This window comes from Pandoraea pnomenusa (assembly GCF_040391475.1).
GTDB classification, from domain to species: domain Bacteria; phylum Pseudomonadota; class Gammaproteobacteria; order Burkholderiales; family Burkholderiaceae; genus Pandoraea; species Pandoraea pnomenusa_C.
This window is the reverse complement of record NZ_JBEBXS010000007.1, coordinates 15,484-29,157: the sequence shown is the minus strand read 5'-3', so window position 1 is coordinate 29,157 and position 13,674 is coordinate 15,484. Positions and strand designations below refer to the sequence as shown.

Annotated in this window: 15 protein-coding genes; 13 read left to right on the top strand and 2 right to left on the bottom strand. The window is 63.1% G+C overall.

The annotated features are described in order from the left end of the window. Positions 1-94 precede the first annotated feature (94 nt). On the top strand, positions 95-1,144 hold the full coding sequence (locus tag ABWO90_RS09530; protein WP_353190982.1) for a S49 family peptidase: 1,050 nt from the start codon (positions 95-97) through the stop codon (positions 1,142-1,144). An 83-nt stretch (positions 1,145-1,227) separates the two neighbouring features. On the opposite strand, the gene ABWO90_RS09525 is transcribed toward ABWO90_RS09530, so the two are convergent. Continuing rightward, positions 1,228-1,944 (bottom strand): SAM-dependent methyltransferase, encoded by a 717-nt coding sequence (locus ABWO90_RS09525; protein WP_353190981.1) that lies wholly within the window; start codon positions 1,942-1,944, stop codon positions 1,228-1,230. Further along, positions 1,941-2,570 carry a Maf-like protein gene (locus ABWO90_RS09520; protein ID WP_353190980.1) on the bottom strand — a complete coding sequence of 210 codons (630 nt, stop codon included), beginning with the start codon at positions 2,568-2,570 and terminating at the stop codon, positions 1,941-1,943. Before ABWO90_RS09520 ends, ABWO90_RS09525 begins: the two co-directional genes overlap by 4 nt. 178 nt (positions 2,571-2,748) lie before the next feature. Here ABWO90_RS09520 and ABWO90_RS09515 point away from each other — a divergent pair, with 178 nt between their 5' ends. The 12 genes from ABWO90_RS09515 (at position 2,749) to ABWO90_RS09460 (ending at position 13,664) form a co-directional block, all read left to right on the top strand. Next, positions 2,749-3,354, top strand: a complete 606-nt coding sequence (locus tag ABWO90_RS09515; protein ID WP_353190979.1) for a YceD family protein — start codon at positions 2,749-2,751, stop codon at positions 3,352-3,354. Positions 3,355-3,482: 128 nt separating this feature from the next. Further along, the gene (rpmF, locus tag ABWO90_RS09510; protein ID WP_353190978.1) at positions 3,483-3,662 is read left to right on the top strand and encodes a 50S ribosomal protein L32; all 180 of its coding nucleotides are present in this window, start codon (positions 3,483-3,485) and stop codon (positions 3,660-3,662) included. Between the two features lie 118 nt (positions 3,663-3,780). After that, positions 3,781-4,833 (top strand): phosphate acyltransferase PlsX, encoded by a 1,053-nt coding sequence (gene plsX, locus ABWO90_RS09505; protein ID WP_353190977.1) that lies wholly within the window; start codon positions 3,781-3,783, stop codon positions 4,831-4,833. Between the two features lie 39 nt (positions 4,834-4,872). Next, entirely contained in the window at positions 4,873-5,862 is a 990-nt protein-coding gene (locus ABWO90_RS09500) for a beta-ketoacyl-ACP synthase III (RefSeq protein ID WP_353190976.1), read from the top strand. A 148-nt stretch (positions 5,863-6,010) separates the two neighbouring features. Then, a complete protein-coding gene (gene fabD, locus ABWO90_RS09495; protein ID WP_353190975.1) occupies positions 6,011-6,940 on the top strand; it encodes an ACP S-malonyltransferase in 930 nt (309 codons plus the stop codon). 24 nt (positions 6,941-6,964) lie between these two features. After that, on the top strand, positions 6,965-7,714 hold the full coding sequence (gene fabG / locus ABWO90_RS09490; protein ID WP_353190974.1) for a 3-oxoacyl-ACP reductase FabG: 750 nt from the start codon (positions 6,965-6,967) through the stop codon (positions 7,712-7,714). Between the two features lie 136 nt (positions 7,715-7,850). Continuing rightward, the gene (gene acpP / locus ABWO90_RS09485; protein WP_353190973.1) at positions 7,851-8,090 is read left to right on the top strand and encodes an acyl carrier protein; all 240 of its coding nucleotides are present in this window, start codon (positions 7,851-7,853) and stop codon (positions 8,088-8,090) included. Positions 8,091-8,234: 144 nt separating this feature from the next. Continuing rightward, a complete protein-coding gene (gene fabF, locus ABWO90_RS09480; protein ID WP_353190972.1) occupies positions 8,235-9,473 on the top strand; it encodes a beta-ketoacyl-ACP synthase II in 1,239 nt (412 codons plus the stop codon). A gap of 168 nt (positions 9,474-9,641) precedes the next feature. Then, positions 9,642-10,241, top strand: coding sequence for an RNA polymerase sigma factor RpoE (gene rpoE, locus ABWO90_RS09475; protein ID WP_353190971.1), 600 nt, complete (start codon positions 9,642-9,644; stop codon positions 10,239-10,241). A 38-nt stretch (positions 10,242-10,279) separates the two neighbouring features. After that, the gene (locus ABWO90_RS09470; protein WP_353190970.1) at positions 10,280-10,975 is read left to right on the top strand and encodes a sigma-E factor negative regulatory protein; all 696 of its coding nucleotides are present in this window, start codon (positions 10,280-10,282) and stop codon (positions 10,973-10,975) included. After that, positions 10,976-12,034: a MucB/RseB C-terminal domain-containing protein gene (locus tag ABWO90_RS09465; protein WP_353190969.1), complete on the top strand. Its 1,059-nt coding sequence runs from the start codon at positions 10,976-10,978 to the stop codon at positions 12,032-12,034. Positions 12,035-12,164: 130 nt separating this feature from the next. Further along, positions 12,165-13,664 carry a DegQ family serine endoprotease gene (locus ABWO90_RS09460; RefSeq protein ID WP_353190968.1) on the top strand — a complete coding sequence of 500 codons (1,500 nt, stop codon included), beginning with the start codon at positions 12,165-12,167 and terminating at the stop codon, positions 13,662-13,664. The last annotated feature ends 10 nt before the right edge of the window (positions 13,665-13,674 follow it).

Genomic DNA, 13,674 nt, shown 5'->3' with positions numbered 1-13,674 from the left:
CCCGGCGTTGCCGCGCATATTGAATCTGCCGCAGCCCTTACCGCTTTTGCCTGTTCTGTCCTCTACTCAATCTACTCAAGCTTCCGGATAACGTATGGCCGACACCCTGCCGCCCGACTCGTCCCGCACCGAACCCGGCTTTCCGCCGCCGGGTGGGCTTCCGCCGCTGAGCGGTAGCGGTGCCAGTCGCGATCCCCACGAGGTAAAGCCGTGGGAGCGCGAGATGCTGGAGCGTGTGCTGATGGCCGGGATCAAGGAGCAACGCGCCTCGCGCCGCTGGAAGATCTTCTTTCGGTTGTTGATCGTGGCGATCCTCGCGCTCATCGTGTGGTCGGTGTTCGATTTCGACGGCGGTACGTCGACGGGCGCGACGTCCGGCAAGCACACGGCGCTGGTCACGCTCAGCGGCGAAATCGGGCCGGACGGCCAGGCCAGCGCGCAGAAGATCAATTCGGCGCTGGAGTCGGCATTCGAGGATGCCTCCGCCGCGGGCGTCATTCTGCGAATCAACAGCCCGGGCGGCAGCCCCGTTCAGGCGGGCATGATTTACGACGACATTGCGCGTTTGCGGGCCAAATACCCGAAGAAGCCGCTTTATGTCGTGGTCGAAGAGATTTGCGCCTCGGGCGGGTACTACGTGGCGGCGGCCGCCGACAAGATTTACGTGGACAAGGCGAGTATCGTCGGCTCCATCGGCGTCTTGATGGATGGTTTCGGCTTTACCGGCCTGATGGACAAGCTCGGTGTCGAGCGGCGTCTGCTCACGGCCGGGCGTAACAAGGGCTTCCTCGACCCGTTCTCGCCGCAGACCGAGCAGCAGAAGACCTATGCCCTCGACATGCTCGAGCAGGTCCATCAACAGTTCATCGGTGCGGTCAAGAAAGGGCGCGGCAATCGCCTGAAGGACGATCCGGACCTGTTCAGTGGCTTGTTCTGGGCCGGCCAGCGCTCGATCGAGCTGGGGCTCGCGGACGGGCTCGGCACGGTGGATTCGGTGGCCCGAGACGTGCTCAAGGCGCCGGATCTTGTCGATTACACCGTCAAGGAAAACCTGCCCGAGCGCGTGGCAAGGCGCTTCGGTGCGGCCGTCGGTGCGGCGGCGATGAAAACGATGATGATGGGCTCGTCGCTGTCACTGAAGTAAGTCGGCGGACGCATCGAAAGACAAAACCCCATGGAAACGCCGGTTTCCGTGGGGTTTTTTTGTGCTGACGCGAAATTCGGAAGTTACTGGGCGAGGAACAGGAAGATCGCGGGCCGCTTGTGGAGTTCGATGCTTGCCTGGGGCCATCCCTTCACGCGATGCGTGACGATTTGCTCGCCGTCCTGCGTCACGTCGACGGCGACGCACAGGCGCGTGGCGGCGTCGCAGTTCTGCAGCAGGGCATCGAGCATGGCCTTGTTGCGGTAGGGCGTCTCGATGAAGATCTGTGTCTGCTGCTCCTTGCGGGAGCGTTGTTCGAGTTCGCGCAGCCGCTTGGCACGCTCGCCGGGGTCGGTCGGCAGGTAGCCGTGAAAGGCAAAGCTCTGGCCGTTCAGGCCGCTTGCCATCAAGGCCAGAAGAATCGAGCTCGGGCCGACGAACGGCACCACACGTACCCCTTTTTCATGCGCACGCCGCACCAGCAAGGCGCCGGGATCGGCCACTGCCGGACAACCGGCTTCAGACACGAGTCCGCCATCCGCGCCTGCGAGAATTGGGGCAAGCAGCGCATCCACAGCCGCTTCGGGCGTGTTGACGTTCAGTTCGCGGATCTCGATTTCCTGAATTGGCGTGGTGGTGCCGACCAGCTTCAGGAACGCACGGGTGCTTTTCGCCTGTTCGCCGACGAAGTACTTCAGGCTTGCCGTCACGGCGCGAACCTCTTCGGGGAGCACCGCAGGCAGGCCGCCGCGCGTTTGGGTGCCCAGCGTGTTCGGGATCAGATACAGCGTGCCGCTCATGCCGTGACTCCTGTCGTTGCCGCGATGCCGGGGCCGGGCAGGGCAATCCCCGTGTGCATCAGCATGGTGACCAGTGCAATCAACGGCAGGCCGATGAGCGCGGTGGGATCGTCGTTTTCGATGGTTTCGAGCAGCATGATGCCCAAGCCTTCGGATTTGGCGCTGCCGGCGCAGTCGTAAGGGGTTTCGGCGTGAAGGTAGGCGGTGAGCACGTCGTCGGGCAGATCGCGGAACTTCACGCGTGTGACGACGTCTTTTGCCTGGCTCCCGCCGTTGCGGGCGTCATAAACGCAAAGGGCGGAGTGGAATTCGACAACCTTGCCGCGCATATCGCGCAGTTGGGTCATGGCGTTCTCGAAATTGCCGGGTTTGCCGATCTGGCGGCCTTCGAAGGTGGCCACCTGATCGGAGCCGATGATCACGGCGCCGGGATGGCGGGCAGCCACGGCCTGCGCCTTCTGGCGGGCGAGGCGCAGCGATGTTTCATGCGGCGTTTCACCGGGGGCGGGGGTTTCGTCGATGTCCGGGGTGTCGACCGAAAACGGCACGCGCAGGCGCTCGAGCAGTTCGCGGCGATAGCGTGATCCTGAAGCCAGGATCAGCGGTGGCAGGGGCTGTACGGTCATCGGGTTTAAGTGTTTGACGAGAAACGAAAAACTATTTAGAATTCACGGCTTTTGCAATCTGGCGCTCGGTCCCGCCAACCTGCGCGACACCTGTTCGAATGCCCGGAAGTGGCGTCGAATCAAGGCGCTGCAAGTGGCTGGGGACAGGAAAACGCGCTCAGATGCGCCAACGGCAAGGATGAGCGTGATGAACGAATATATCGTCGATCTGTTCGAATTCGCGCGTACCGGCCGGGTGGCGGAAGGTGACGTGCAGCTTGCGGCGTTGCCGCGCATGGTAACCGAAGTGCCTGCCGAAGTCTCGGCGTCCGGGCGCGCGAAGGATGTGGTGTTCCACTGGCGTGCGGAAGGTGCCGAGAAGCAGGTGTTGCGTGCGGATGGCAAGCCCACCGTGGCGCAGTTTCTGACGCTCGCGGTCACCGGGCCGATGTGGCTCGAATGCCAGCGCTGCCTCACGCCGTATCAGGAGCCGCTCGATTCGGAGACGACCTTCGAGATCGTGCGCGACGAGGCGGCGGCGGAAGAGCGTCCCCTCGATGAGGACGAACTCGAGGCGCTGGTCGGCTCGAAACATTTCGATCTGCGCGAGCTGATCGAGGAAGAATTGCTGTTGGCCTTGCCCATCGTGCCCAAACATGACGTTTGCCCGTCGGTGCACGAAAGCCTGGCCACGGGCAGCGACGGGTTGGCAGAGCCGGCCCCGGAGCCCGAAGAAGAGGATAAGCCGTCTCCGTTCGCGGCGCTGGCAGCGCTCAAGCGCTCGCCGGACAAGGACGGAAAGTAATGTGCGGCCGGATTTCCGGCTCACCAAAGTACATGTTTGCGTTAGTCGCACAGGTCGGGCCGACAGGCCGACACCGTAGGGCGGCGCTCGAACTGTGTTAAAATTTCGCGATATTTTGAGGAGTTATCATGGCCGTTCAACAGAACAAGAAGTCGCCGTCGAAGCGCGGCATGCACCGTTCGCACGATTTCCTGACCGCACCGTCGACCGCCGTCGAGCCGTCGACGGGTGAGACGCACCTGCGTCACCACATCTCGCCGAACGGTTTCTACCGTGGTCGCAAGGTCATCAAGACCAAGAACGACTAACTCGGCCCCCCAGACGATACGCGCCCATCATGGCGCTGTTTGATCGTTTGATGTGGCAAAAGCGGCACTCATCCTGCCGCTTTTTTTGTTACTTGTACCGCAAGCCAATCACGTCGACATGACAGTCACCCTGACGATCGATTGTATGGGCGGGGATCACGGCCCATCGGTGACGGTGCCGGCCGCGGTTCGCTTCGTGCAATCCACCGACGATGTCGAACTTGTGCTGGTCGGACAGCAGGAGGTCATCAACGCGCAGCTCGCAAAGTTGCGTGTGACGGATCACCCGCGCCTGTCCGTGGTCAACGCCACCGAAGTCGTCGCCATGGACGACTCCGTCGAGACCGCCCTGCGCAGGAAAAAAGACTCCTCGATGCGAGTGGCGCTCAATCTGGTCAAGGAAGCGCGCGCGCAGGCTTGCGTCTCCGCCGGCAATACCGGCGCGCTGATGGCCGTCTCGCGCTACGTGCTCAAGACGCTGCCGGGCATTGAGCGCCCCGCGATTGCCACCGTGTTGCCGAATCAGAAGGGCGGCTACACCACGATGCTCGATCTGGGCGCAAACGTGGATTGCGAGCCGACGCACCTGCTGCAATTCGCCGAAATGGGCCACGCGCTGGTCGCGGCGGTCGACGGGAAGGATCGTCCGTCGATCGGCCTGCTCAATATCGGCGAAGAAGTCATCAAGGGCAACGATGTCATCAAGCAGGCGGGCGAGCTGCTGCGCGGCTCCACGCTGAACTTCTACGGTAACGTGGAAGGCAACGACATCTATCGCGGTACGACGGACATCGTCGTGTGCGACGGATTCGTCGGCAACGTTGCTCTCAAAACCTCCGAAGGCCTGGCGCAAATGCTTGGCGACATGATCCGCGAGGAATTCACCCGCACGTGGTGGACCAAGGTGATCGCTGTCGTCGCGCTACCGATTCTCACCCGCTTCAAGAACCGCGTCGACCATCGCCGTTATAACGGTGCTGCGTTGCTCGGCCTGCGTGCGCTTGTCATCAAGAGCCACGGTTCGGCCGATGCCTACTCGTTTGAATGGGCTATCAAACGCGGCTATGATGCAGTTCGCAACGGTGTGCTCGACCGACTGTCGCACGCCATGCAAGAGAATCAGACCCAGCTCCAGGACAACAAGCCGGTGAGCGCCATTCCGGCGCTCTGACGCCGGCGGCCCCGCCCCGGCGCGCTACCCGATCATAAGATGACCCAGTCCGCGATTTATTCCCGTGTCGTCGGTACCGGCAGCTACCTGCCGGCACGACGCGTGACCAATCAGCAGTTGGCCGAAGAGCTGGCCACCCGTGGCATCGAGACGAGCGACGAGTGGATCGTTGCCCGTACCGGTATCAAGGCCCGTCATTTCGCCGCGCCCGATCAGACGAGCAGCGACATGGCCGTGGAAGCGGCCAAGCGCGCGCTCGACATGGCCGGGCTGAGCGCCGACCAGCTCGACCTGATCATGGTCGCCACGTCGACGCCCGACTTCGTGTTCCCGAGCACCGCTTGCCTGGTGCAGCACAAGCTCGGCGTGACCAACGGTTGTGCCGCATTCGACATTCAGGCGGTCTGCTCGGGCTTTGCCTACGCAATGGCAACGGCCGACAACTTCATCCGCTCGGGCGCGTACCGCAACGTGCTCGTGATCGGCGCCGAGACGTTCTCGCGCATTCTCGATTTCAACGATCGCACCACGTGCGTGCTGTTCGGCGACGGCGCCGGCGCCGTCGTGCTGCAGGCGTCGAACGAGCCGGGCATTCTGTCGAGCGCCTTGCATGCGGACGGCAGCCACTCGAATATCCTGTGCGTGCCGGGTAACGTCAACGCCGGCGCGGTGCAGGGCGAAGCATTCCTTTATATGGATGGCCAGGCAGTGTTCAAGCTGGCGGTCCGCGTGCTCGAAAAAGTGGCCCACGAGGCCCTCGAAAAGGCCGGTATGGATCAGTCGTCGATCGACTGGCTGATTCCTCACCAGGCCAACCTGCGCATCATGACGAGCACGGCTCGCAAACTGGGGCTCGCGGACGAGAAGATGGTCGTGACCGTCGACCAGCACGGCAATACGTCTGCTGCTTCGATTCCGCTCGCCCTGGACGTCGCCGTTCGCGACGGGCGCATCAAGCCGGGCCATAACGTCATGATCGAAGGCGTTGGCGGTGGCTTCACGTGGGGTGCGGTGCTGTTCCGCATGTAAATGCCCCGGCGCGCAGGCGCCACGCGGGTAAGCGGCGCGCCCACCGGTGCGCCGCGCGTGGTAACGCCTTCTCGTGCGTCGTCACCTTCACTTCGGCGCGCGAGACCGCGCCGTAATGTTTCTGAATCTGACTGCAAAACCAGGCGCTATGACATTCGCTTTCGTTTTCCCGGGACAAGGATCCCAATCGGTGGGTATGCTCGACGCGTTCGCGGATAACGCCGCAGTGCGCGAGACCCTTGCCGAAGCTTCGGACGCCCTCGGGCTGGACATGGCCAAGCTGATCGCCGCTGGCCCCGCCGAAGAGCTCAACCTCACCACGAACACCCAGCCGGTGATGCTCACCGCCGCCTACGCGATGTACCGTGCGTGGTTGGCCGAGGGCGGCGCCAAGCCCGCATTTGTGGCGGGCCACAGCCTGGGTGAATACACGGCGCTCGTCGCTGCCGGCGTGATTGCGTTCAAGGACGCCGTGCCGCTCGTGCGTTTCCGTGCGCAAGCCATGCAGGAAGCCGTGCCTGTCGGGCAAGGCGGCATGGCCGCCATTCTTGGCCTCGACGACGACACCGTGCGCAGCGTCTGCGCCGAAGCGTCGGCTGCCGGCGTGGTCGAAGCCGTCAACTTCAACGCGCCGGCACAGATCGTGATCGCGGGTGCCAAGGCGGGCGTGGAAAAGGCATGTGAACTGGCCAAGGCCGCCGGCGCCAAGCGTGCGCTCGTGCTGCCGGTGTCGGCACCGTTCCATTCGTCGCTGCTCAAGCCGGCATCGGATCGTCTGCGTGAGTATCTGTCGAACGTGACGTTCAACGCGCCGCAGATCCCGCTCGTCAACAACGTCGACGTGGCCGTCGAAACCGACGTGAGCCGCATCAAGGACGCGCTGGTGCGTCAGGCTGCCGCCCCGGTGCGCTGGGTCGAGTCGGTGAAGTGGCTGGCATCGCAAGGTGTGACGCAAGTGGTCGAGTGCGGTCCGGGCAAGGTGCTCACCGGCCTGACCAAGCGTATCGACGGCAATCTCACGGGGTTGGCCATCACGGATCCGGCGTCGCTTGCCGACGTGCGCGCCCAACTCTCGTAAGCAACAGGCAGAGGTCATTCTCTTATGAGCAAGCAACTCGACAATCACGTGGCGCTGGTAACCGGCGCTTCGCGCGGCATTGGTCGTGCCATCGCCCTGGAACTCGCGCGTCAGGGCGCGACGGTCATCGGGACCGCCACCAGCGAAGGCGGTGCGAAGGGTATCGATGCCTATTTCGCCGAGGCCGGTGTTTCGGGCAAGGGCATTGTCCTGAATGTGACCGACGCCGAAGGCGTGGCCGCAGCGCTCGACGACATCCTGAAGCAGCACGGCAAGCTCGACATCCTCGTCAATAACGCCGGCATCACGCGCGACAACCTGGCCATGCGGATGAAGGACGACGAGTGGGACGACGTGATCGACACGAACCTCAAGGCGATCTTCCGTTTGTCGCGCGCCGTGATCAAGCCGATGATGAAGGCGCGCAGCGGTCGCATCATCAACGTGACCTCGGTGGTCGGCTCGGCCGGCAACCCGGGGCAGGCGAACTACGCGGCGGCCAAGGCGGGCGTGGCCGGCATGGCACGTTCGTTGGCCGCCGAGATCGGCAGCCGAAACATCACGGTCAACTGCGTTGCGCCGGGTTTCATCGATACCGACATGACCAAGGCGCTGGGCGAAGCACAGCATGAAGCGCTCAAGGCGCGTATTCCGCTGGGCCGCCTCGGTGCGCCGGAAGATATCGCCAATGCGGTGGCGTTCCTCGCGTCTCCGCAGGCCGGTTACATCACCGGCACCACGCTTCACGTGAACGGTGGCATGTTCATGAATTGAGGGAAGATCGCGTGAGTTATGATGAAAATCAATAAATTTGCGCGACATTGAACATTATTTGGCGCAGGCTAACTTTGCTTGGCAAACCTGTTAAAATGCGCGCACTTGTCTGAACTAACTACCCCGGAGGGTTTGCATGGATAACATTGAGCAACGCGTCAAGAAGATCGTCGCGGAACAACTTGGCGTGGCTGAAGCTGAAGTCAAGAACGAATCCAGCTTTGTTAACGATCTCGGCGCTGACTCGCTCGACACGGTTGAGCTGGTGATGGCTCTCGAAGAAGAATTCGAAACGGAAATTCCGGACGAAGAAGCCGAGAAGATCACCACCGTGCAGCAGGCTATCGACTACGTGTCGTCGCACTCGGGCAAGTAATAGGCCTATGGTTCGCCTGGCTGGCCGGGGTGCCGACCGGTTCCTGGCACCAGGCACGCCTGTCAGCCGCAGGGAGCGCGGGGTCGAACCCTGTCGCCTCTGTGGCTTTTGTTTTGTATGACCCAGCAGAAGAAGGGGAGTATCGTGAGTCGTCGTCGCGTCGTCATTACCGGTCTGGGCCTGATCTCGCCGGTCGGCAACACTGTTGCCGAAGGTTGGGAGAATCTCGTCGCAGGCCGTTCGGGCATCGCCAACATCACGAAGTTCGATGCGAGTGCGCATAAGGTGCGCTTCGCAGGCGAAGTCAAAAACTTCGAAGTTACGAAATATCTTGCCGAGAAGGATGCGCGCCGGATGGATACGTTTATCCATTACGGCCTCGCTGCCGGTATTCAGGCGTTCGAAGACAGCGGCCTGCAAGTCACCGGGGAAAATGCAGAGCGTATCGGCGTGCTGGTCGGCTCGGGTATTGGTGGTCTGCCGATGATCGAAGATACGCAGACTGTCCTACTCAATCGCGGTCCGGGCAAGATCACCCCATTCTTCGTGCCGGGCTCGATCATCAACATGATCTCGGGGCACTTGTCGATCAAGTACGGTCTGAAAGGGCCGAACCTCGCGATCGTCACCGCCTGCACGACCGGTCTGCACTGTATTGGTCAGGCCGCGCGCATGATTCAGTATGGCGATGCCGATGCCGTGCTCGCCGGGGGCGCCGAAGCCACGGTGTCGCCGCTGGGTATTGGCGGTTTCGCGGCGATGCGCGCGCTGTCGGAGCGCAACGACGATCCGGCAACGGCCAGCCGTCCGTGGGACAAGGATCGCGACGGTTTCGTGCTGGGTGAAGGTGCCGGCGTGATGATGGTCGAAGAGTACGAGCATGCCAAGGCACGCGGCGCGAAGATCTATGCCGAGCTTACGGGCTTCGGCATGAGCGCCGACGCGTACCACATGACCGCACCGTGCGAAGACGGCGACGGCGCGCTGCGTGCCATGAAGAATGCGCTGCGCGACGCTGGCGTCAACGCCGACGCCGTCAACTACGTCAATGCACACGGCACCTCGACGCCGCTGGGCGACATTGCCGAGACGGTCGCCGTCAAGCGCCTGATGGGTGACGCTGCCAAGCAAGTCGTGGTGAACTCGACCAAGTCGATGACGGGCCACCTGCTGGGTGGCGCGGGCGGCCTGGAGTCGGTGTTTACCGTGCTGGCCGTGCATCACCAGAAGTCGCCGCCGACGATCAACATCTTCAATCAAGACCCCGCTTGCGACCTCGATTACTGCGCAAACGAGGCCCGTGACGTGAAAATTGACGTCGCGTTGAAGAACTCTTTCGGATTTGGCGGGACTAACGGCTCGCTGGTCTTCCAGCGCGTCTAATGTTCGCGGGACGCCGCGCAGGCGTCCCGTCCCGCTGACCCACGCTCCGGTGAGTGTGCCCGGGCGTGCGGCGTCAAAGACACTTCCAGCCGCGACAGCGAGTGCTGCCGCGGTGCAATCGGGCCCGACTGGGGCCTGTCAGCCAGAGAAAATACGGATCCATATCAGGTGAGTGAACGAGAAATCGACCAGGCGCTCGTCGAGCGCGTGCAAAAGGGCGACAAAGCCGCCTTCGAGCTGTTGGTCGCGAAATATCACCGCAAGATCATCCGCCTCGTATCGCGGCTCGTGCGCGACGCCGCCGAGGTCGAGGATGTGACGCAGGAGGCCTTCATCAAGGCCTACCGTGCCTTGCCGCAGTTTCGCGGTGAGTCGGCGTTCTATACCTGGCTGTATCGTATTGCAGTTAACACGGCGAAAAACCACCTCGCAACGCAGGGGCGCCGTGCACCGACTTCGACTGAAGCGAACGCTGAAGAAGCGGAAACTTTTGCCGAGGCCGATCAACTAAGGGATATCAACACGCCTGAGTCGATGCTGATGAGCAAGCAGATTGCTCAAACGGTCAATCTGGCGATGGAGGCTTTGCCCGAGGAACTTCGAACGGCAATTACCCTGCGAGAAATCGAGGGTCTGAGCTACGAGGAAATCGCCGAAGCCATGGGGTGCCCGATCGGAACGGTCCGTTCGCGAATTTTCCGGGCGCGTGAAGCGATTGCCAGCCGGTTGAGGCCGCTGCTGGACACGCCTGACGGTAAGCGCTGGTAAGCGCACCGCCGGGAAAGTTATTTTCGTTGGGGGATATCATGGGATCAGCGACGGTGCAAACGCAGCGGGGGCTGCAAGCCGAGCGGATTTCCGCGTTGATGGACGGGGAATTCGATCCGGACGAACTGGCCGCTCTGCTGGATGAGGCTGACACCTCCGGCCGGCCGCTTTGGGACGACTACCATCTGATCGGAGACGCATTGCGTTCCGACGATCTGGCGCTGCCGCGTTCGGAGTCGGCCTTCATGGCCTCCTTCGCCGCGCGCCTCGAGGCCGAGCCTCACCTGCTTGCGCCGGCTGCTCTGGCCGACACGCAGGCCGGCGCCGCGCAAGTCGCGAAGGCCGCAGGCTCGCGTGTGACCCGTATCAATCCTTTCCTGCGCGTGCGCCGGGTGCTGCCGACGGCTGCTGCCGCCGCTGCCGTGGCCGCATTGTCGTGGGTCGTGGTGCCGCGTCTGCAAGATCATCCGGCGGGCGGTAGCCAGCCGCAGGTGCTTGCCCAGGCCGCCGCGCCGGGCGCTGCCGGTTCGAACGTCACGCGTGTGGCGCTTGCCCAGCAGCCGCAGGGTACCGTCGCTGCCAACGGCGCGAGCGCCGATGCGCCGAACGATCTGATCGTGTTGCGCGATGCGCGTCTCGACCAGTATCTGGCGGCACACCAGCAATACGCACCGGCCCCGATCGGCCAGAGCGTTTCCCCCTACATGCGAGCCTCGGCGCAAGCGGACGAATAAATGCAGCGCCTGAGTATCGAATCCTTGCCGCGTGCGCCCATCGGGCGCACTTTCTTCCTGTTCGCTTTCCTGCTGGCGACCACGCTGCAATCGCAGTCGTGGGCCCAGGCTTCCGCGCCGTCGACCGATCCTTTGGTCGAGCGACGCGAAGTCGGCGCGTGGCTCAACAAGATCCATCGCGCGGCGCAGACGCAGAACTACATCGGTACCTTCGTTTATCAGCGTGGTTCGACCATGCGTTCGTCGAAGATCAGTCACTTCGCCGAAAAGGGTAACGAGTACGAAGAACTCGAGACGCTCGACGGTCGCCAGCGCCGCATTCTTCGTCAGAACGAAGACGTCTACACGCTGATTCCCGAGCAGAAGACTGTCTTCCAGGAAAAGCGCGAAAGCAAGGACTCGTTCCCTGCATTGCTCGCTACGCCCAATCGCGATGTGCTCGACTATTACGCGCCGAAGCTGCTGCCCAATGAGCGGATGGCGGGCTTCGACTGCATGGTGATCGAGCTTACGCCGCGCGACGAATTCCGTTTTGGCTATCGCCTGTGGGCCGATCGCAACACTGGCCTGCTTCTGCGTGCCCAGACCATCGACGCCGAAGGGCATCTGCTCGAACAGGCTGCCTTCTCGCAGATCGCGATCGGGGTGCCGAGTGAGCGGGCGCGTATCGTGCACGCCATTCAGGCAACGCACGGGTGGCACGTGATCAAGCCGCAGATCGTGCCGACGCGTGTGGCGGACGCCGGCTGGAGCATCAACACCGACAAGAAGGTGCCGGGCTTCAAGGCTGTGCGTGAAGTGCGTCGCACCATGAACTCGACGACCGACGGCAAACCGCTGGAAGTCCAGCAGGTGGTATATTCCGACGGCATGGCCGGACTTTCGGTATTTATCGAGCCGGCCACGCGCGAACGCAAGGAAGGCCACGGTAACGCCGGCGCGACGAACATCCTCATCAAGCGCTACGGCGATTACTGGCTGACCTTGCTGGGCGAAGTGCCGCAAGCGACGCTGCAGCAGTTCGCCGCCAGCATCGAGTACAAGCAGCCGGCAAAGTGACCGGCTGTCGGGTGGGCCGCGGCCGGTAACGGCGCGGTCCGGGCAGCGAGGCGCAGATGAGACGCGATGCCGTGTCGGGCGCCGGACTGCTCTCAGGGATTCCGAGACTTTCGCGCACCACGATCTTCCAATGAAGAAGACTCTCCTGCTTCGTGTCATCCTCGGCGGCGCCGTTGCCGCTCAATTGGCGGGAGTCCCCGCCGCTTTTGCTGCTCCGGCCAGCGGATCCACGGCGTCGAACGCCCCGCTCGTCACCAATCTTCCCGATTTCACCCAACTCGTCGATCGCGTCGGCCCTGCCGTCGTGAACATTCGCACGACCGAGAAGGTCAGCCGCAGCCAACGCGGTCTACCGCCCGGTATGGACGACGACATGGCCGAGCTGTTCCGCCGCTTCTTCGGCGTGCCGATGCCGCAGCAGCCGGGGCCGAAGGGGGGTACACCCAAGCGCGGCCAGCCGCAGCCGGATGAGGAACAGAACAGCGGTGTCGGTTCGGGCTTCATCGTCTCGAACGACGGTTACATCCTGACCAACGCGCACGTCGTCGACGGTGCCGACAGCATCTACGTCACCCTGACCGACAAGCGTGAGTTCAAGGCCAAGCTGATTGGCGCCGACAAGCGTACCGACGTTGCGGTGGTCAAGGTCGAAGCCAAGGATCTGCCGCTGGTGCCGGTGGGCGATTCGAACAAGCTGCGTGTCGGCGAATGGGTGGTGGCCATCGGCTCGCCGTTCGGCCTCGAAAATACGGTAACGGCGGGGATCGTGTCGGCCAAGGGCCGCGATACCGGCGATTACCTGCCGTTCATCCAGACCGACGTCGCCGTGAATCCGGGCAACTCGGGCGGTCCGCTCATCAACATGCGCGGCGAGGTGGTCGGTATCAACTCGATGATTTACAGCCAGACCGGCGGTTTCATGGGCATTTCGTTCGCGATTCCGATCGACGAAGTCATGCGCGTGGTCGACCAGCTCAAGAAGACGGGCAAGGTCGTGCGTGGGCGTATCGGCGTGGCGATCAGCGAAGTCAGCAAGGATGTGGCCGATTCACTCGGTCTGCCGCGCGCGCAGGGTGCCCTCGTGCGCAGCATCGAGCCGGGCAGTCCGGCCGAGAAGGCGGGCGTGCAGCCGGGCGACATCATCATGAAGTTCGAGGGCCGTCCGGTGGATCACGCCACCGATCTGCCGCGCATGGTCGGCGAGACCAAGCCGGGGTCGACGGCAACGCTGCAGGTGCTGCGCAAGGGCAAGAACCAGGATCTGCGCATCACCATTGCCGAGGCCGATGCCGACACGCCGAAGGCGTCGAAGGCGCAAAGCGGCAGCGCCGACACGCCGCATCCGAACGCGCTGGGTCTGGTGGTTTCCGACCTGACCGACGCGCAGAAGAAGGATCTGAAACTGCGTGGCGGCGTGGCCGTCGAGCTGGCCGAAGGGCCGGCGGGACGGGCCGGTCTGCAGCAGGGCGACATCATCCTGCGTGTGGGCGACTCGGATATCACGAGTGCGAAGCAGTTCGAGGAAGTGGTCAAGGCGCTCGATCCGAAGCGTCTGGTGCCGATCCTCGTGCGTCGCGGCGACGCCACGCAGTTCGTGCCGCTGCGCCCGCGCGCGCCGCAAGGCAAGTAAGCGGCGCGAC

Coding starts and splice junctions, on each gene's coding strand:
- ABWO90_RS09500 (WP_353190976.1), top strand. CDS start 4,873: ATGACCCAGTCCGCGATTTATTCCCGTGTCGTCGGTACCGGCAGCTAC.
- ABWO90_RS09460 (WP_353190968.1), top strand. CDS start 12,165: ATGAAGAAGACTCTCCTGCTTCGTGTCATCCTCGGCGGCGCCGTTGCC.
- acpP (WP_353190973.1), top strand. CDS start 7,851: ATGGATAACATTGAGCAACGCGTCAAGAAGATCGTCGCGGAACAACTT.
- ABWO90_RS09465 (WP_353190969.1), top strand. CDS start 10,976: ATGCAGCGCCTGAGTATCGAATCCTTGCCGCGTGCGCCCATCGGGCGC.
- ABWO90_RS09520 (WP_353190980.1), bottom strand. CDS start 2,570: ATGACCGTACAGCCCCTGCCACCGCTGATCCTGGCTTCAGGATCACGC.
- fabG (WP_353190974.1), top strand. CDS start 6,965: ATGAGCAAGCAACTCGACAATCACGTGGCGCTGGTAACCGGCGCTTCG.
- plsX (WP_353190977.1), top strand. CDS start 3,781: ATGACAGTCACCCTGACGATCGATTGTATGGGCGGGGATCACGGCCCA.
- rpmF (WP_353190978.1), top strand. CDS start 3,483: ATGGCCGTTCAACAGAACAAGAAGTCGCCGTCGAAGCGCGGCATGCAC.
- ABWO90_RS09470 (WP_353190970.1), top strand. CDS start 10,280: ATGGGATCAGCGACGGTGCAAACGCAGCGGGGGCTGCAAGCCGAGCGG.
- ABWO90_RS09525 (WP_353190981.1), bottom strand. CDS start 1,944: ATGAGCGGCACGCTGTATCTGATCCCGAACACGCTGGGCACCCAAACG.
- fabD (WP_353190975.1), top strand. CDS start 6,011: ATGACATTCGCTTTCGTTTTCCCGGGACAAGGATCCCAATCGGTGGGT.
- ABWO90_RS09515 (WP_353190979.1), top strand. CDS start 2,749: ATGAGCGTGATGAACGAATATATCGTCGATCTGTTCGAATTCGCGCGT.
- ABWO90_RS09530 (WP_353190982.1), top strand. CDS start 95: ATGGCCGACACCCTGCCGCCCGACTCGTCCCGCACCGAACCCGGCTTT.